This is a genomic window from Bacillus sp. ISL-77 (assembly GCF_018613105.1).
This window is the reverse complement of sequence record NZ_JAGGQY010000023.1, coordinates 1-18,605: the sequence shown is the minus strand read 5'-3', so window position 1 is coordinate 18,605 and position 18,605 is coordinate 1. Positions and strand designations below refer to the sequence as shown.

Below are 18,605 nucleotides of genomic sequence, written 5' to 3'. Positions count from 1 at the left end.
CCAAGCATCTCCGTTTTATAAAGTAAACTATTTACTAATAACAATCGACACTTTATAGTTTACATATTTGTTTAAGTCATTTAAAAATTGATCTAATACTTCGTTTGAGGGGAATTTACATTCAAGCAAATAGCAACCGTCTCCGCTAATTTTATAATTGTTTATTACATAGTTATCTTGTGTTTCTATAAAAGCCAAATAGGGTTGATGATGGATATTTTTAGTATAAATATTTAGAAATGCATGTATAGCAAAGCCTAATTTCACATGATTCACTTCGATACTACATCCTCTTATTATGCCATTGTCTAATAACTTTGTTACCCTTGAAGTGGTTGCTGGTGCAGTAAGATGTATTTTTTCCCCTAATTCTTTCATTGTCAGGCGGCTATTTTTAGACAATTCGTCTAGTATTTTTTTATCTGTTTCATCAATCATACTCTTGTGTCCTTTCTGAATAATAGGATGTGTTTTACATAATTTGTTCGATGTTCACTTTTTTATGCTTGCTTAAAAACTTTAAAAATAAAGTGAAAACGTGAAATAACTTTATTTTCTCTATGTAATTATCGATTGAGAAAATATATGCTTATTACCATACAAAATCAAAAGAGGAATGTACAGCATTTAATAAGGGACGCCAAAGCTTATTTATTGATTTTGTATAAGTTTTAAAAGAAAATTCATTTTTTTAGAGGTGACATGATGAAAAAATTTGATATATCTGTTTTATCAGTTGCTCCATTAAGACAAGGAGAAACAATGAAACAAGGGATTGATTCTGCAGTGTCATTGGCCAAAGCTGTAGATAAAATGGGCTATAAACGGATTTGGTTTGCAGAGCATCATAATCACGACGCTTATGCAAGTGCAGCTACCGTATTAATGGTGCAGCATATATTAGCAAATACAAAGGACATTCGCGTAGGTTCAGGGGGTATTATGCTGCCAAATCATTCTCCATTGGTCGTAGCAGAGCAATTTGGAACGCTTGAAACATTATATCCAAATCGTGTAGATTTGGCATTAGGGCGCGCACCAGGAACGGATCAAAAAACTGCCGATGTGATTCGTCGTTCAAATCATAATGGGGTGTTTTTCTTTGAACGAGAAGTAAAAGATATTTTGCGTTATGTAGGAAATGAGAGCGTGCAAGGAGAGGTTCGCGCTTATCCCGGTATTGGAACAAATGTACCAGTTTTTGTGTTAGGCTCTTCAACGGGTTCAGCTAAAATCGCTGCAAATCTGGGTCTACCTTATGCATTTGGTGCTCAATTTTCACCTCATGCAATGGAAGAAGCGCTCGCTATTTATCGAGAAAATTTCCAACCGTCTGCTTATTTACAAGAGCCTTATGTGATGGCTTGTATTAATGTGATTGCAGCAGATTCAATGGAAGAGGCAACATTGATTTCTGCAAGTCATTTGCAGGTGTATATCGATATATATACAAATAATTTAAGTCAGCTTATTCCACCAACTAAAAACTTCCTTGAATCGTTATCACAAGTTGAATTAGAAATTCTTCATCATCGACTAGGGTATACAATCATGGGTGATGCAGAAACAATTCGTCGTGATATAATTGAATTCCAACAGACTTATCAAGTAGATGAAATCATTGTGATATCTAATATTTACGAATTGAGCAAGGAAATTCATTCTTATGAGATTTTAAAACATGTTGTGGATGAGTTATTTGAATAAAGAATGGAGCTCCTTTAGAAGTGCGAGTCAGTTGCAACAGCCTATGATCTTCAACAATCGGGCGCTATCCTGGAACAAGGATAAGCGCTCATTTTCCATTTTAGGGCGCGATTCTGCAGCGAGAATTGTGCTCTTTATGTATGTTTAGGGCCATTTAATGAAATAAGGCTTATGAGCTAACTGCAGTTAAGTTGTAGAAGGATTTTTGTAATTAAAACAGAATAATTATATTTACCTCCAGAATTTGTAAGCAAGTTATTTATCATAAGGTATCAATTGAAAAATACAAGATAATGTAAAAAAGGAGGGAATTTAAAATGACGCATCCCGCATTAAAAATGTACGACTACCATATATGGGCAAATGGAGTTATAACTGATCGTTTAAAAGAACTTCCACAAGACATTTATCATAAGGAAATTCAGACTGGTTTTTCTTCGGTATCAAAGTTGTTGTCTCACATTTATCTCACTGATTATGCATGGTTTGACATTATCTCAGGTAAAAGTATGAATGAAGCAATCGCAACCACGAATCAATTAAGAGAACAGATCGAAATGAAAAGTATTGAAGAAATGAAAAAGATCTTTTTAGACTTATCTAAACGTTACAAAGAACTTCTGAACAGCCAAGGAAATATTGAAAAGGTGATAGTGGTTGATAACCCCTATGCTGGATTACTTGAAACTTCTGTTTCTGAAACGGTGCTACATGTTGTCACACACGGATCTTATCATCGTGGCAATATAGCTACCATGTTACGGCAAATGGGACACACCTCCGTGATGCAAGATTATGGACTTTACCTATTCATGCCCCAAACTTCATGATTACTCGTCTGGGGGTCTTGTATATTTTTATAAAAATTCTTCAATTAAAAGAGTGCAAATGTAATAAGGTGTGAACATGTTTCAACGACCTGAGTAATTCCAGAATAGGGCAATTCCAGTATAAGGAATTGCGTCTTTTTCCATCTTAAATAAGGTATTTCTTATTTGATAAGATAGATAAAGCGACATAAGGAGGTAAGTATTTTGGTTAGGATTGATAAAACTTTATCTGAGCTTTGGGATTAAAAAAATAACCCTGCTGATTTTACAATTGACCAACTAAAAGAAGTCGCAACAATGGCTATTAACGCTTTACACAAGCAAGAAATTGAACACGAAAAGTTTGTCAATGCATCTTATGAAGCCGTTAAAAAAGAGGAAGAAAAGGTTACCCACAATATGAAAAAGCAATTGAAGAATTTCAAAAAGAATATGCTTTAAGAGGTTTCGAGCATATAAAAGAGATATTCGATAAGAACTTTAATTAACGTCACACTCTTCATAAAAGCGCCAAAAATGACGCTTTTATGAAGAGTGAAATTTAACATGCATCCTAATCAAACTAATTTTTTAAAGAGTGGAGTAATCCACATGTACCAAATAAACAACGTACCAATAAATATGACATTGATCAGCACTAGATGCCATTTGAGCTTCATTGAATTGCCCCACTTAAAGTTTAATATTAGCATTTGCTAAAAGATATTGTATATTCAACAACAAATTATTGAAGTACAGATGATGATTAATGTCGCCCTACGAACATACAATGACCTGCTTGATTTATCCTATTGGTTGTTTCTATTTCGATTCCCTTGTTGACCATTATTTTGATTATCACCAGTAACTGTGTCAACAACATTTTCAAGAGATTGACCAATTTTGTTCATAATTCCACCATTATTATCATTTTGGCGATTATTATCTCCTTGACGGTTATTTTGCTTTTCCATATTTATCACCTCCGAATAATAGAGTTTGTAAATTTTAAAAAAATTAACCCGATTAGTCTAAAAAACAATTGTATTACACAATACGAAAATTTTATGCAATTGGAGAGAAGATACTTATTCCATAATCGGGCGCTTTTATGGAGTAACGAAAAAGCCCAATTTCTCTATTTTAATGCTGAGAAATTGGGCTTTTCATTTTGGACTTTCCTTAACATTATAAATTCGCGTTTTGCTGGTGGTACCCCCGTAAGTATTTGTTCGACCTCAGCGAACGGTTTCGTTGCCCTGACATAGTGTAGCGTATATTCTTTAGCGCCTGCAAGGGTATGCCCCCGGAGGCTAGTTTTTCCAGCACTTCCATTCGGTCATCGCTCCACTCGTCGCGAAGTGAACCGCCATTAGAGGTCCCGGGTAAAAAGCCGCCACCGAAGCCACATTCAGCACGCCCCCTTGGCGTCGTTTGGCTATATCCGGCAAGAACAACTTCGTCATAACCGTCAGAGCCGTGATACTGACGTCAATCACATTCGTTTCTTGTTCTAACTGCGTCTCCAAGAATGCGTACTGTTGGAATCTCGGGTGGTCGGCACTCATCAACATGTTAGCCTTTTCTTTTGTACGCTTGCATCAAAAATGGCCGAATGCTTTACTCATTTTCTTTTTCGCATGCACCTTGTTTTTGTTTAAAATCTATTTATTAGAAAGATAATAAATCCTTTGTGGCGTATTAATTAATCGTCCGTCGTTGACCTTTTCCGGTGAAGGAAAACAGGGAACACATCACTAATATTCGAGCAGCGGGAGCTCCACATAATAATAATAAATAAAAATGGAAACTCTAAATGTGCATTCAATCCACCAAGCGAATCAGTTCGAAAGTCGAGGTGTTCAAATCATGACTTTACCGATTACCATCTGGATAATCCTTAGTGCGGGCGGACTTTCTACACTATTTCTTCTTCGGAAAATCTTCCGTACGATTGAAATTATTTCTTATTTCTTGGGCGTATCCATCCCCATTCAACTGGTTTATACTGCGATTACATTTAATGCCGAAATGATTAAAATTACGGAAAAAGCTTCCATTTATTGGTTTCTAAATATGAACACGCTCATTTTTGCACCTTGCGTCACACTATGGCTGTTCTATTCATATTTCTGCCCAAACGCAAATTTTTTCGGAAAAGCGTTTCTGACAATAGGATGGCTAATGAGTATGTTTGGGTTGGAACTGCTGTTTCAGAGCTTCGGTTATTATACGTTTAAGCGCTGGAATATCGGCTACTCGTTCATTGAATGGCTCATCGTGCTTATGGTGTCAGGCTCCTTTATTTTATGGTTCCGGAAGATTCTGAGAAATCAGGCTGTTTTATGATCATCTACCTGCCTAAACGATTCGACCTGAATGAATGGTTCCTCATTTTATCTGTGATGGTAAATATCGTTTTCGCTTTGCCGCTGCCAAAGCGTTTTTCTCCCGCACTGACAACATTAATCTTGCTTCTTAACCTCTATCTTGGGCAAGTGTGCGACATTTTGATTGGGATATTGCCTTACGACCTTTATGATGAAAATGACAGTCCCAAATATGAAATCTTTGACGCGGTGCTTCATTTCTTTTCCTATCCGCCGGTCATGTATATGATGTTGCACTTTTATGACAGATGGAACTTGAAAGGAATTCTCCTTATCCTTTATATTGGGGGCTTTGCACTTTTGATAGTTGGATTGGAATGGCTCGCTGTCTTGGCACATGTGTTTAAGTACAAAAGCTGGCACCTTAGTTATTCGTTTTTCGTGTACACTGGAGTAATAACTTTAAACATTCTCTTTTTTCATCTATCACAATACCTGCTTCGGCGCAAAAAAAGCTCAGAGGATTTAAGCTAATCCACCGAATGTTTTTTCAATTAAACAGAAACGATAGGAACAATGTTGTTATTGTGTCAGGTGCAGTAGTAACTAAAGATGTACCAGACAACGTTGTAATTGGGGGTAATCCTGCAAAAATACTTAAACAAATTGAAGTGAAAATTGCACAATGTTTGTCATGCCGAAAGAATGAATTACAAGTAAAGGTGGCAACGATTATGAGTGATAGCATCATACTGATAGAGGAGTTCAACAATGCCGAAATAGATAAAAATTTAGGATGTTTATCCCCACCTAAAAAGTGGAAACTTAATTACAAAGGCTCAAATTTAATTTATTAAAACTGACAAGCAAATAGATTTTTGGCAAAAACACATTATGGCTTTGCAAGCTGATAATGGACATTTTTTGTACTATGAAGTGAACGGAGACTTTAGATTAACTACTAAGGTAAAATCTAAACCACAGAATAGATACGACCAAGCTGGTTTAATGGTACGACTTTCAAGTGATACTTGGTTAAAGACTTCTGTTGAATATATACCAGATGGCAATAGTAAATTAGGTGTTGTTGTAACAAATATAGAACTTATAATCTAGTACATATCGTTAGATGGAGCGCGGAACGATGGGAAACTATCACATTCCGTGTGGAGCAGGGGAAGATAACTTCAAACGCTTACCTATTGCTAACGATTCTTCAATTACAGGGGATCGCTTATCTTATTCAAGTAACGTAAGCAGTTTATTGCAACAAGAAAAATCAAAATATAATTAATGGATTTGGAAATAATAACCTTTAATGTCAATGACATAGGGGAACGATTTATTTATAATTAATGGTGTGAAGAATGAACTGAAATTGAAAAAAAAGAAAATTACCCAGAAAGTTGTTTGAGTTAATCGGAAGTTATGGTACCAGTAAATGCCGCATAAAGCCTTACTCTTGCTTTAATTACTTTTGTCGAAATATTATTTACCGAAATATGATACATAAAATAAAGTATTGAAAATAAAGCGGACGTTATGAAGAATAAAGTAAAACCCCAATTAATAAAATTTATCTTCTGATTAAAAATTGAACTAAAGGCGAATATACAGCATCCAATTATAAGTGAAGTGAAAAAAGAATAAACTATTATTCCATATAGAAAAGCCCTATGACTAAACTTTTTAAAAAGCTGTTCGGGATTCTCTGTTCCTTGACGTAAAAATTTTGTTGGTGGCTTTATTAAATAATGCTTTAGATTTAAGGCAATAAATGGATAAAACGTTACAATTCCACATAGTCCCAAAATAATATTATTTAGAGCACTAACTCCATTTAAACGTTTTGAGATGTTAATTAATAAAATTATTAAAAGAAACACTGAAAACCATATCCCTTTAGCTATTGGACCCTGTAACCAATCAATGGCTTTCTTGGATTTAGAAAATAATTTTTCAAAATGTTTCTTCATTGAAAACTCCCCATTTATTTTATTGTTTTGAAAGTAGAGATAATTATTTATATTTGAGATTATTATAGTATAGGATAAACTTTAAATAAACATTTTTGGAGAAGGGGTTGGGCAAAATCCCCAAAAGATATACCGTATTAAGCAGCCAAGGAAGAAAATAAACTAATGAAATCCCATCATTAGTGAGTGGAGCATTAGTGTAGTGATTCTAATCAAAAATATTCCAAGAAAAAGATAAAAGAAGGCTATTCCTGAATGACGAGAATAGCCCTTTTTAATGTTTTATTTGTCAGCATTTTGTGTGCGTGTTTGTGTGCGTCTTGTTTTAATGAAATTTAATAAAATTTAAACACAGTTTTTAAAAATATTGATAAATAGCCTTTTTTTAAACCCATTTCCTTCTGTTATATTTGTTCATGAATGGGCGGAATGATGTAAACCATTCTGGTTAATAAATTCCTATTCCGTATGATTGTCATGAAACCAATTATTTAACCTATTCTTTTTCTTTATGTAAAAAGTAGATAGAAGGAACACTTGTCATTTTGACAATATCGTAGACACTCTGACCATTTGATTCCCTTTCAGTATATAGCTTGAAAGCCTTCTCAACGTCCTTCTCAGACTAACTATAAGCCTCATATGTTTACCTTGTGTTTTACACCAACTTCTACACAGAACCTTTTATTGATGAAGAGACATTATACCAATTGTAAAAAAATAAAAAATTTTCCAATTAATAAAAAGGAATATTATTGAATTAAATAGAATAAGTGTAATAAACATTTTAAAAATCGAGGTAATCTATATGCTATTTCCAAATAAAACATTTCTTATTTCTGATCCTTTGCATGGCTCCATCCAAATCAGTGAGTTAGAGAAACACATTATCTCAACAGAGGCATTTAATCGGTTACACCATATTTTACAAAACTCGACTGTTTTTTTAACATATCCATCAAATAAAACAAGTCGTTTTTTGCATTCAATTGGTGTAATGTATTTAGGCGGTGAAATGTTTAAATATGGTATTACAAATGGTACAATTGACAATAACGGAGATGTGGTCAAAACATTCCTAGGAATTATTTCAAAGTATCTTTCGGGATTAAACGAGAATAAAGAGTTTAAATCTGATTTAGAAAATCACGGTATTCAAAATGAGGAATATTTAATCGTTTTTAATAAGTTGAAGGATATTAAAAATTGGAATGAACCGTTTTACAATGGAAATATTCCTCACTCACTTGGATCCGATAGCCTATTATATCCGTACGTTATAACATTGCAAGCTTTACGTTGTGCAGCACTTTTACATGATCTAGGCCATCCTCCATTCAGTCATATCACTGAAAAAGCACTTGAAAATATTTATAAAAATCTAAAGAAAAAACTTGAAGATAATAAAGATCCGTTAACTTCCCGAGAAGAATACTTTATAAATGTTCTAAATCCTTATATGTCGAATGATAAACTTCATGAGCGTATTGGAAAACATCTCTCATTACGTATATTTGACACAGTAATTTCAAACGTGAAACAAGAGGAGAAAAATAAAAAAGTATTCTATCTTCATATAAAGCATCTTACTAACGCAATACTTCTAGATAAAGAATATCAAGGAGAGGTATTTAAAGCTCTTCATGGAATTGTTGATGGTGAAATAGACTGTGATAGATTAGACTATGTTTCAAGAGATACAATGGTATCTGGGATCAAAGATGGGGCAATTGAATACCCAAGGATTTATAAAAGCATGAAGTTACTACATAATAAAGGTGAGTATCTTTTTTGTCCGTCCTCCCATATATTGGGGACAATTGAAGATTATTTACACCGTAGATGGAAAATGTATAAACATATAATTTTTCACCATCGGGTAGTTAAAACTGATACTCTTCTTAGGGAAGTTATTGAACAACTTGCAGATAAATACCTCTCGGATAAAAAGAGTGAGGAACCGTTAATAGGATTTAGTATACCTAATGATATCTCCGGGTTATGGAAGACAATAGAAGTAGATGCTGAGCAGAATGATGCAATCTATCGTATTATTCAGTGGGATGATGCATGGTTATTAGCTTGTCTCAGGACAGAGTATTTTTCCATTTTATCAAGAAAAGAGGTACAGGAGAATTTAGATTTGATACCAAAATTAGAAGAATTGCTTTCAAATAGAAAAAAATACACTTCCCTATATAAACGCTCAGATGGTTTTGAAGAGTTAGATGAAGCAATATTTAAAAATTTCAATTTAACTGTTTTAGATAATTTTAAAGAAATTGAACATTTAAAACAAATTATTGAAAGAATTAAGTTATATACCCAAAATCCAATTGTAAGGAAAACTTATTTATTTTCTCATAGTATAGATGAATTTTTTGAAAAAAATCCAAAATTAGGGTTGTCAAAATTAGATACTTTGATAAAATCATCAATTAAACAGGTGATGGATCAACACCAGAATATTGAAGCATATATTTTCCAGAGGAATAAGATAAAAATTGGAGTGGGGGATTCAGATCAACCGGCTAAGATTCATACAGATCAGGTTGTGGATTTGCTTGAGTCTTACTCAAATATAAAAGCTTTATTACTTACTCAAAAAGTAGTATTCGCTCCATATTATATTTACTTATACGCACAATCGGAATTCAATTTATCAGATTTTAGACAAATTCTTGGGAAAGTTATAGCAGAAAATATTGAGAAATGCCTTTTGGAGGTAGGAGTTAATGTGTAAATTATTTGAAAATTATCGTGAAGAACTTATTAGTTTAGTTTATAAATTGGAAGAGTTTAGTGAAAAAGGTATCACTCAGGAGTTTTTACGGGGTAAAAGAAGTGATGTTATTATAGGTGAAATGCTAACTGTAAAAGAATATTTGTTATCGTTATGTGAATTGGGCGTTTTGTCCTATGATGGTATTACTTTTAAAGTTGTACCAGAGGATCAACAAATAAATCATCAATTATTCGTTTGTGCTTTATCTTAAATAAATCCTTATAATTAAAAGATTTTCATTTTTAGATTTTTGTTTGTTGAATAGGTAAAGTCAATAAATAATGTAATCTGATTAAACATATTTTGAAAAAATAGAACTTTTCAAAATGTTGTTATAATCCTAAATACATTGACAAGGTCGGAGTCATTCCGTTAAATTATGGTCATTCTCCCTTCGGGTGACAAATGGAAGAAGAGGAAGGTTTGATTACCTCCTTAATTACTTAATTAATCCCATTAATAAAACAAAAAAACTGATTACACCTTTGGTCACAACTGGGTCACAGATTAGATGTTGTTATATTTAATTAATTAAAATTAGATGATATATGACTTGTAAAAAGTGCATTAAATCAAGACATTAAGGCATTATATAAAACTGAATGGAATCAAAAAAGATACCTTCCCTCTAACTTCAAAACTGTTTTAGAACCTTGTGATTTGTGAGCTGTATATAAATACAGTAACAAAAAGTCTCGAAATAGTAATTTTCGAGACTTTTTTTGAGGGTTAGAATTACTGCTATTATTGGTTTTACCCAAAATCAATAGAGACAAGAGTTAAAATTTTACAATTAATAGTATATGTTAATAATAATATTAAATAACATGTTAACATATATGATAAAACATATAATAAAGAATGTATAATATATGTTTTAATATTGTTTATATAATATACATTATATAACTGTCCCCAATAGAGTTAAACAGTAAAGAAAAGAAATTTTACATGTAAGCGAACACTATAAATTATTTGTTAAAAAGTTGTTCAATTAAATTAATTGAATATTAAAACATCTTATATACTACAAAATTAAATGAAAGGCTATACATAAAAAGTAGATAAATGCGTTATACGGCAAATCTCCACATATCGAATTAAAGAACCAAAGTTTCAATAAATTACTTATCATAGAAAAATGAATAATAGTCTATTTACAATTTCTCATTACCAGTCCGTTATTAATCGAAGATCATCATAGGGTTTCCTACCAAAATTTTGAAGGTATAAACGTGTCCAAATATTATGAAAATGGGCCTATAAGGAACACCATACTATATCAAATAAATACAGAAATAAAACAAATAATCAATAAGAGGTTTGCTCCGATTATTAATTAATATCTTTAAAACAAATTAACTTTATTTAAATGAAGGTAAGAGTTATCTTGGTTGATGCGTTCTAAGTATATGTTGGTTGTGGAAACATCCGAATGGCCAGCCCAATCCTTTACGACAGCAAGAGGAACGTCGTTCTCTAGCAGAAGAGTGACAAATGTATGACGGAACCAGTGAGGCGTTACGCTTAAATTTTTACCAGCAAGTTGTACAGCTTCCTTCACAATTTTATACAGCGCAGGGTAGGTTAACCGTTTTTTATTAACTAAGGGCTCATTTTTATTGTATAAAGCGAAAAAGAGCGGGCTGGTATCCTGCATATTTATTTCAACGGTTTCGCCCATACTTTTTCGATAACTAAATAGAATATCTTTGGTTTCCTCTCTTATTGGAATTGATCGAGGTTTATTCCCTTTACCAATGACATCTACAAATAAAAATCCTTTACGGTTATATCGAAAACTTCCCCAATTTAAGCTTAAAAGCTCACTTGCACGAAGCCCCGTGGTATAGAGTAGGTAGCCAATCAGCAAATTCCTCTTCTCCAATTGTTCTCGATTTCGTGTTGCCCTTACTATTTTAGGAAAGAAGGTAATTAGAAATTCAGCTTCTCTTTGATTCAATTCCCTGATTTGCACACGGGTTTGTGCTTCTTCGTGACGAGTTTCTTCTATTATATAGTGTCCTTTTTTAGACACCGGCTTCGAGATCCAAGTGGAAAGATGGGCTTTGTAAAATTGTGTTTCATAACCAAAGTCCAATAATCTTCTGAAAAACTCCAATTTTCGTATTGAAGATTTAGCTGCATACTTTTCATTAATAAATTGGTTATAAGCCTTTACTTCCGGGAATCCAATATCCCGAAAGGAAAGGGAGTGGTCTGTTAAAAATGTGAGCAGCGTTTTGGCATCTGAACGATATGCTTTAACCGTATGAGCAGAAAGCCGCTTACCTTGTGGAAAGAGTTTCTCTAGAAAAAACAATTCAAGAAAATCCTGTTCGGAACTATTTTCAAGAGTGAGGTTCCGATTTCCGTCAAGTAGTTGGCGAGCTTTTAGATTCTCCTGTAAATGGGATAAGTACTGTTCACCATTCATATTTTGAAGAAGAGTCAAGTAATTCATAATTGACCTCCTAAGGATTAGTTTTAAATAATAATTATATTATGTAAAGTAAAGATAATACCTAATTATCTTTACTTATATTTTAACACAGAATGTTTGTTCTATCTATAATTCTGTCTTCCTTATTTTATTTAAATATATTCAAAAATTGAAGTTGGGGTCCTGTCTGAGATTCGCTCTCAGGCCAAATTACTTTTTATTTTTAATATAATAGCCCATTCATTTCAATACAAAGCATATATAGAATTCAATTCATTTGTAAGTAGAAATGATATAGTAAGATGTTATTTGCATAATGATTTAATAATGGGTGCATTCCTGGAAAAATGGTAATGCTATTTTCTTCTTCAAGTAACGGGCAGCATGATTGACATCCACCTTATGGAAAGGTTGGACGAAGGAATTTGGAGCAAAGACTCTGTTAGATATGGGAGGGTTGACCTCCATTAGAAATTTGGGGATCCGCCAGTGCAACCATACTTTAACTAGTTATCCACCTTTTGGATAAGTGAGGTTTGGTAACTATCAGTAGCTTTTTCACCTTGTACAGAAAATTATCCTTGAATACATCATTATTCCAATCCTCAAATGAAAATAAACAGACTACCACGTAATTTGGAGAAAATGAGAGATTTTCCTTTCTATATAAAAGGAAGGACGACGTAAATTATGCATACTCCGTGAACACTAAGGACACAATAATTACAAGAGCAAGGCTTTAAATATACATCAAACCTCACTGTGAAATGGCTACCGTATAAGAAAAATTTCAAGCCTTGCTCCAAATTACACAATCACCTAGCGCTTTTAAATTCATAAAATATATAGGGTGTATGTATTAGTCACAAATCTAAGCCAGTATAATTCTCATGTTCAAAAGTTATTTCCATACGTCATTTTATTCCCATTGACTGCTCAATTAATTGAGCAGTCTTTTTACTTTTCATTAGTAAGGAGATTACATATTTTACATATAAATATGTTTGTCCTTTAATTTATAGAATTTTTCAATTTGTAGTCTTGTTAATATACGTTTTGTTGGTAAGAATCCTAATAACACGATTGTTGCATTTTAATAAAACAACATTTGTTGTATAATGGATTTAATAAAACAATTGTTGTCTTAAAGGAGCAGTATTTATGAAAATGTATAGCGTTGATGAAGCGTTTGACCTATTAAAAATAAATAAAATTACGACCAACAAAGAGAGTGTCCGCAGGTGGCTAAGACAAGGTGCGATAAAAGGAATTGCTCCAGCTTCAAGAAAGGAAGGGTGGAAAATCCCTGAAAACATATTGCAAGAATTTATTCAACAGCGTTTGCCCGAAATATATATAACAAATGTTGTAAAAGAAACAAATGAAATAAACACAAAAAATGTTGTAAATGTTGAAATCAAAGAACAAATTCGAACGGAAATGTGGCAAGAATTGGCTAAAAAGTACATTTGGGAAGGATATATAGATGTAAAAAAGTCATTAATTCGAAAATGTATCCAGCACAGACGTTATTCAAAAGACCTTGAAGAAAAGGTTTGGAAAGCGTGCGAAGCCAATAGTAAAGCTTATAGAAAGCCAAGAATCAGCTATTTACTTGAAGCATTTGCATTTGAAGGTAAACGCTTATTGATGGATAAAAATTTTGAGAGTTTAGAAGAACAGATCATTTTCCCCGTAATTGAATACATCCGAAAAAAATAGAAAAAATAATACAACAAAAGTGTTATTAAAGTGTTCGAGTTACTGAAACAGAGAGAATAGAACCTGTTTCTATACAAGGTTGCCCAAATCCAAAATGTAAACGTCAAACTCCTTTTCAAACAGATTTTCAAGTATTTGCGATAGATACTGTTGATTGGATTAACTACAGTGAAAGTCATAAAGATTTCATAGAAAAAATTAAATGGAGTTCTCCAAAACATGCCCCTGTATTTGCTAATCTAAAAGTGTACCACTTTTGATAAAACGCTAGCCTAAAAATTGACCACCTCGAAATACTTTCCTGTATTCTAATAATTGTCGAGATTATTAGCATCAGGAGGAAAGGTATGTACGAGATGGCTGATTATGAGTTTATCAGAAATTTGCATTATAAACTAGGGTGGTCAATTAGAAAGATAAGTAAGGAACAAAAGGTTTCTAGACAAACTATTCGTAAAGCATTAGAGTCCACGGAGAAGCCAAAATACAACTGAAAAGTGGAAAAATCAAACCCCGTAATGGACCCCTATATCCCTCTTATTACTGAGTGGTTGCGTAATGATTTGGATTCCCTCCAAAACAACGGCATACTGCAGTAAAGATATTTAATAGGTTACAGGATGAATATGATTTTACAGGTGGAGAATCTACTGTTCGTGGACACGTCCAAAAGATAAAATTAATGCTTGAACAAGACAAACCGAAAGGTTTCATTCCTCAAGAGTTTCCACCTGGTTTATACGGACAATTTGACTGGGGCGATGCAGACGTAATTCTTGATGGTAAACAAGTTACCATACAATTGTTTTGCATGAGACTTTGTTTTAGCAGGAAGATCTTTTTAAAAGCATTTTATCACCAGAAACAAGAAGCGTTATTACAGGGTCATGTTGATGCATTTGAGTATTTCGGATTTGTTCCTAAAACTATTACATATGACAACTTAAGAACAGCTGTAAAAACAATTTTAAAAGGTAGAGAAAGAATAGAACAAGATAAATTTATTCAATTGCGGACTCATTACTTGTTTGATAGCCGATTTAATGAACCGGCAAAAGGAAACCAAAAAGGCCAGATTGAAGGTTTAGTGAAGTATGCAAGGCAAAACTTCCTTGTACCAATTCCATATTGCACATCGTTAGATGAATTAAATGATTTTCTACGTAAGAAATGTGATGAATACGAGAATCGGCAAGTTCCACAATCCTCACTAACTGTTAAGGAAGCTTTTCGAATTGAAAGTAATGAACTTTTGCCTCTTCCTAAAATAGCACTTCAGTGCTGCAGGGAATTCTATGTATCGAGTAATACTATTTCACAGGTAGCGTTTGATACTAACAAATACTCTGTACCTACCAATTATGAAGGAAGAAAAAATTTACTTTTAAAGGCATATGTAAATAAGATTGAGATTTATGATGGTAACATCTCGTTGCTACTCATCAAAGGTGCTATCAGCGAAATGAAGAGATTTTTAATTATGATCATTACCTGGATTTACTTGCACACAGGCCAGGGTCTGTACCATTTGCTCGGCCGCTAATCTATACAAAACTAGAACCTATCTTCAGAGAATTTGAAAAACAATTAACTAGAACTACACAAGGGTGTAAAGAATTTATTCAGATCCTAAAGTTATTAAGGAAGTATCCTAAGGAAAAAGTAGTAGATGCGTTAAATGAAGCTTCCACCAACAAAATGTACTGCTTCGATACAATACAACAAATTCTATATCGTAAGAATGAAGAGATTCCAATTTTAGTTCCATTTAATGAGAAGGAGTATAATCATCTCCCTTCAGTTAAAGTGCAATCACCCGATATGGGCAAATTTGATCAGTTATTGTATGCAGATAAGAAGGTGATCTTACATTGAGTACAACATTACTTGTTGAAGAATATTTAAAAAGGCTACGATTGCCAGCTATCCTCCGAGAGTATAAAGAGGTTATGAGAGATGCAGAATCAAGAGGTATGAATTATGAAGAATTTCTCAGAGTTTTATTGGAGAATGAAGTAAATCAAAGAAATGATAATATGTTAAACCTAAGAATAAGACAAGCAAAGTTCCCATTTCCAAAAACTATTGATTCGTTTGACTTCACTGCTGTCCCATATATTAATAAACCGAAGGTTTTAGGACTTCATAGAAGTGAATTCATTGATAAGAAAGAAAATATTATTCTTATAGGGAATTCAGGAACGGGTAAATCTCATTTGAGTATCTCATTAGGCTATGCAGCTTGTCACAACGGCTATAGTGTTCAATTTTGGTCAGCAGCACAGCTATGTAATGAACTTCTTGAGGCACAATCTGAAAAGAAACTATTAGCTCTAGAAAAGCGCTGGCTAAAGGCCGATTTAATTATTCTAGACGATGTCGGATATATCCCCTTTAGTAAAGCTGGTGCTCAACTGTTGTTTCAGTTTTGTGCTTCTCGTTACGAAAAAGGAAGCATGATTATAACTAGTAATCTTGAATTCTCTAATTGGACCCAAGTTTTTGGTGACGAACAAATGACTGCTGCACTAGTCGATCGCTTAACTCACCGTTCTCACATTCTAGTCATGAATGGTGATAGCTACAGGTTTAAAGAATCATTAAAATCCCAAATACAATAGTATCATCCCCCCAACTTCGCTAACCAAAAACTTTACCACTAAAGTTGGGGGTACTTTATGACTGTGGGTGGTCAATTTTTTCATTAGCGAGGTGGTCAACTTTTTGATTGACAAAAACATGCCCCCGAATTTGCTATAAAAATATACGAAAAACAAGGTATTAGAATTGAAACCTAATGCAAAGTTTCATATTATTGGAATTTGAGATAATGGGAATCTTCCACGAACGGGTGCTTTACTCAAATAAAGGGTAAAGCTTTTTTGTTGTACTGCCGAAGCAGGTTTGTTAAAGAAGCGAGAGGAGAAAATAAGCTCCCTTTATGTCGTATTTGACCGAAACTGTGCATTAATTAGGGTTTGTTAAATTAAAGTAAATAGCTAGTAAGTAAATAATTATATGACCCACAGCCCAAATTCTACTCAAAAACATTAAGCTGTATTTGGCAAGTAAAAAATGATGTAAATGGCAATTAAAAATGTGTCACTTGCCAATTCCTCTTTTATTAATTATTCATTAACCAAACCGGACACTGCCAAATAATAATTGGCAACTAAAAATGTCCCATTTGGCGATTATTCTAACTTAACTCTGTAATAATGATTCCTTCATACGATTACTTGGTCCTTTGAAGACCACCAGGTGTGAGTGGTGGATCAGCCGATCTATAACGGCCTCGGTTAAAATCGGATCTCCAAATACATGGTTCCATTCCCCAAACCGGAGGTTTGTTGTAATGATTAAACTTTTCCTTTCGTAACACATACTAATCACTTGGAAAAGGAGTTCTGCTCCTTGTTTATGAAGTGGGATATAACCCAGTTCATCTAAAATCAATAAATCTAGCTTTTCAATCTGTTTAAAGAATCTACTTAATGTACCTTTTTCATTCGCGTCTAATAATCGATTTACTAATCCTGCGACAGTATAGAACCTTATTTGATTGCCATTTTTCTGTATGGCATTAAGTCCAATTAAAGTCGATAAAAAGGTTTTTCCTGTACCAACCCCACCATAGAAGATTAAATTCTCTTGTTTTTTAATAAACTGACCCTCTAATAGATAGTTTTTGGTTAAGCCCTGATTATACTCAATTTCATCCCACTTAAACGGAATGCTTGGTATCTTCGGCAATGCTGCTTGACTCAACAGTAAATTGATTCTTCGTTCTTCCCGTTGCTGTACTTCAAGTTCTAGTAATCTTAATAAATATTCCTCATTCGAGGCTGCTTGAATATCCTGATAGTGTTGTCTAATCCAACTTAATTTCAACCGTTTTGCATAATCTTGGATGGTCAATTCCATTAAGAAACACCACCATTCTTAAAGAATTGATCGTAGTGACCAAGACCACGTGTAGCGGGTGGCATTGAGGGAATATCTCTTTTTACTTGTATTTCTTTTCTATGTCCACGGCCATTAATTAACTGGTAGAAAACTTGTTTGATTGATTCTACTGACGGATGGCCACTTTCAGAAGCCCTGTTAAGGGCTTGGTTAGCGTATGTAAAGTCATGTTCCTTTAGTAAAACAGACAATAATCTCAGTGCTTCCTGTTTTTCATAAACGGTACAATTCTCTAGGTATTTTTGCCACTCTTCAGGCATCTGTTCATAAAAACTTGTATACTTAATAGCTGTTGGTCTCTTCGCCATCAAATTTAGGTATGGCTGCCACTCCATTGATTTCTTTTGCTTTCCGTAAAGTCGAGAATGTACAACAATGAGCTCATGCTGCTGTGTTAAAATCTCTACTTTATTGAATGATATTCTTGCCAAAACTAAGCATTTGGCAAAGCGAGGGGATGTAGAGTAAAGTCTATTGTCTACTTTAATATAACCGTATTTATCAGCCTTTACCTCTTCATACCGAACACATTGGTATTCCTTTTCTGGTAACTGGAATAACGCTTGTTTATCTTTCTCGAATAATTCTGAAATGAATCTTTCTTTTTGATAATGTTTTCTTTGCCGGTCCTTTTCGGCAACTAGCCAAAAGGTCTTATTTAGATCTTCTAGATTAGAGACCGATAATTCCGGTAAGAGAAAGTTATTCCGAATGTATTTCACCATTGCTTCAACGTGACCTTTCTCATTGCCACTGGCCGGGTTACAAAATTCCGGTTCAAATCCATAGTGAAATACGAAATTCTGAAATTCATCTGTTAGTTCTCTTTCTCCATTAGGTAGTACTTGGATAGGTTACAGTTAACTG

Annotated in this window: 20 protein-coding genes and 2 pseudogenes; 15 read left to right on the top strand and 7 right to left on the bottom strand. The window is 33.6% G+C overall.

The genetic code is table 11. The features are described from left to right. Nucleotides 1–27 precede the first annotated feature (27 nt). Nucleotides 28–438 (bottom strand): Lrp/AsnC family transcriptional regulator, encoded by a 411-nt coding sequence (locus tag J7E77_RS08730; RefSeq protein WP_214713536.1) that lies wholly within the window; start codon nucleotides 436–438, stop codon nucleotides 28–30. 267 nt (nucleotides 439–705) lie between these two features. On the opposite strand from J7E77_RS08730, the gene J7E77_RS08725 reads away from it, so the two are divergent. From J7E77_RS08725 to J7E77_RS08715, 3 genes are all read left to right on the top strand, one after another. Beyond that, nucleotides 706–1,707 (top strand): LLM class flavin-dependent oxidoreductase, encoded by a 1,002-nt coding sequence (locus tag J7E77_RS08725; protein WP_214713535.1) that lies wholly within the window; start codon nucleotides 706–708, stop codon nucleotides 1,705–1,707. 317 nt (nucleotides 1,708–2,024) lie between these two features. Next, the gene (locus J7E77_RS08720) at nucleotides 2,025–2,537 is read left to right on the top strand and encodes a DinB family protein (protein ID WP_214713534.1); all 513 of its coding nucleotides are present in this window, start codon (nucleotides 2,025–2,027) and stop codon (nucleotides 2,535–2,537) included. A 297-nt stretch (nucleotides 2,538–2,834) separates the two neighbouring features. Further along, nucleotides 2,835–2,978: a hypothetical protein gene (locus tag J7E77_RS08715; protein WP_214713533.1), complete on the top strand. Its 144-nt coding sequence runs from the start codon at nucleotides 2,835–2,837 to the stop codon at nucleotides 2,976–2,978. A 347-nt stretch (nucleotides 2,979–3,325) separates the two neighbouring features. Here the strand turns inward: J7E77_RS08715 and J7E77_RS08710 are convergent, their stop codons facing one another. Together J7E77_RS08710 and J7E77_RS08705 are read right to left on the bottom strand one after the other, a co-directional pair. After that, on the bottom strand, nucleotides 3,326–3,490 hold the full coding sequence (locus J7E77_RS08710; protein ID WP_214713532.1) for a hypothetical protein: 165 nt from the start codon (nucleotides 3,488–3,490) through the stop codon (nucleotides 3,326–3,328). Between the two features lie 339 nt (nucleotides 3,491–3,829). Continuing rightward, a complete protein-coding gene (locus tag J7E77_RS08705) occupies nucleotides 3,830–4,084 on the bottom strand; it encodes an SDR family NAD(P)-dependent oxidoreductase (protein ID WP_251028024.1) in 255 nt (84 codons plus the stop codon). A gap of 301 nt (nucleotides 4,085–4,385) precedes the next feature. Here J7E77_RS08705 and J7E77_RS08700 point away from each other — a divergent pair, with 301 nt between their 5' ends. The 5 genes and pseudogenes from J7E77_RS08700 to J7E77_RS08680 all read left to right on the top strand — a co-directional run bounded on the left by J7E77_RS08700 (nucleotide 4,386) and on the right by J7E77_RS08680 (nucleotide 6,140). After that, entirely contained in the window at nucleotides 4,386–4,865 is a 480-nt protein-coding gene (locus J7E77_RS08700) for a hypothetical protein (protein WP_214713530.1), read from the top strand. Continuing rightward, complete coding sequence (locus J7E77_RS08695) at nucleotides 4,862–5,380, top strand: hypothetical protein (protein ID WP_214713529.1); 519 nt, start codon at nucleotides 4,862–4,864, stop codon at nucleotides 5,378–5,380. The genes J7E77_RS08700 and J7E77_RS08695 overlap by 4 nt, the downstream gene beginning before the upstream one ends. Nucleotides 5,381–5,418: 38 nt before the next feature. Beyond that, nucleotides 5,419–5,520, top strand: a pseudogene (locus tag J7E77_RS08690) (acetyltransferase); the annotation flags it as partial. A gap of 220 nt (nucleotides 5,521–5,740) precedes the next feature. Then, nucleotides 5,741–5,962, top strand: coding sequence for a DUF1349 domain-containing protein (locus J7E77_RS30510; protein ID WP_251028015.1), 222 nt, complete (start codon nucleotides 5,741–5,743; stop codon nucleotides 5,960–5,962). A 28-nt stretch (nucleotides 5,963–5,990) separates the two neighbouring features. Continuing rightward, nucleotides 5,991–6,140 carry a hypothetical protein gene (locus tag J7E77_RS08680; RefSeq protein WP_214713528.1) on the top strand — a complete coding sequence of 50 codons (150 nt, stop codon included), beginning with the start codon at nucleotides 5,991–5,993 and terminating at the stop codon, nucleotides 6,138–6,140. Between the two features lie 121 nt (nucleotides 6,141–6,261). Here J7E77_RS08680 and J7E77_RS08675 read toward each other — a convergent pair whose 3' ends face one another. Continuing rightward, on the bottom strand, nucleotides 6,262–6,822 hold the full coding sequence (locus J7E77_RS08675; RefSeq protein ID WP_214713527.1) for a hypothetical protein: 561 nt from the start codon (nucleotides 6,820–6,822) through the stop codon (nucleotides 6,262–6,264). Between the two features lie 808 nt (nucleotides 6,823–7,630). Here J7E77_RS08675 and J7E77_RS08670 point away from each other — a divergent pair. After that, nucleotides 7,631–9,565: an HD domain-containing protein gene (locus J7E77_RS08670; protein ID WP_214713526.1), complete on the top strand. Its 1,935-nt coding sequence runs from the start codon at nucleotides 7,631–7,633 to the stop codon at nucleotides 9,563–9,565. After that, on the top strand, nucleotides 9,558–9,818 hold the full coding sequence (locus J7E77_RS08665; protein WP_214713525.1) for a hypothetical protein: 261 nt from the start codon (nucleotides 9,558–9,560) through the stop codon (nucleotides 9,816–9,818). Before J7E77_RS08670 ends, J7E77_RS08665 begins: the two co-directional genes overlap by 8 nt. A 1,137-nt stretch (nucleotides 9,819–10,955) precedes the next feature. On the opposite strand, the gene J7E77_RS08660 is transcribed toward J7E77_RS08665, so the two are convergent. After that, on the bottom strand, nucleotides 10,956–12,071 hold the full coding sequence (locus J7E77_RS08660; RefSeq protein ID WP_214713524.1) for a tyrosine-type recombinase/integrase: 1,116 nt from the start codon (nucleotides 12,069–12,071) through the stop codon (nucleotides 10,956–10,958). 1,140 nt (nucleotides 12,072–13,211) lie between these two features. Here J7E77_RS08660 and J7E77_RS08655 point away from each other — a divergent pair. From J7E77_RS08655 to istB (J7E77_RS08640), 5 genes and pseudogenes are all read left to right on the top strand, one after another. Beyond that, on the top strand, nucleotides 13,212–13,772 hold the full coding sequence (locus J7E77_RS08655; RefSeq protein WP_214713523.1) for a helix-turn-helix domain-containing protein: 561 nt from the start codon (nucleotides 13,212–13,214) through the stop codon (nucleotides 13,770–13,772). A 347-nt stretch (nucleotides 13,773–14,119) separates the two neighbouring features. Then, the gene (locus J7E77_RS08650; protein WP_214713522.1) at nucleotides 14,120–14,266 is read left to right on the top strand and encodes a hypothetical protein; all 147 of its coding nucleotides are present in this window, start codon (nucleotides 14,120–14,122) and stop codon (nucleotides 14,264–14,266) included. A gap of 95 nt (nucleotides 14,267–14,361) precedes the next feature. Further along, a pseudogene (gene istA / locus J7E77_RS08645) lies at nucleotides 14,362–15,027 on the top strand (IS21 family transposase); the annotation flags it as partial. Beyond that, nucleotides 15,025–15,315 (top strand): Mu transposase domain-containing protein, encoded by a 291-nt coding sequence (locus J7E77_RS31690; protein ID WP_374102961.1) that lies wholly within the window; start codon nucleotides 15,025–15,027, stop codon nucleotides 15,313–15,315. The pseudogene istA and the gene J7E77_RS31690, both read left to right, overlap by 3 nt. A 328-nt stretch (nucleotides 15,316–15,643) precedes the next feature. After that, entirely contained in the window at nucleotides 15,644–16,393 is a 750-nt protein-coding gene (gene istB, locus J7E77_RS08640; RefSeq protein ID WP_214713521.1) for an IS21-like element helper ATPase IstB, read from the top strand. 583 nt (nucleotides 16,394–16,976) lie between these two features. On the opposite strand, the gene istB (J7E77_RS08635) is transcribed toward istB (J7E77_RS08640), so the two are convergent. Both istB (J7E77_RS08635) and J7E77_RS08630 read right to left on the bottom strand, forming a co-directional pair. Next, nucleotides 16,977–17,696 carry an IS21-like element helper ATPase IstB gene (gene istB / locus J7E77_RS08635; protein WP_214713520.1) on the bottom strand — a complete coding sequence of 240 codons (720 nt, stop codon included), beginning with the start codon at nucleotides 17,694–17,696 and terminating at the stop codon, nucleotides 16,977–16,979. Next, nucleotides 17,696–18,463 carry a Mu transposase domain-containing protein gene (locus J7E77_RS08630; RefSeq protein WP_214713519.1) on the bottom strand — a complete coding sequence of 256 codons (768 nt, stop codon included), beginning with the start codon at nucleotides 18,461–18,463 and terminating at the stop codon, nucleotides 17,696–17,698. The genes istB (J7E77_RS08635) and J7E77_RS08630 overlap by 1 nt, the downstream gene beginning before the upstream one ends. Between the last annotated feature and the right edge of the window lie 142 nt (nucleotides 18,464–18,605).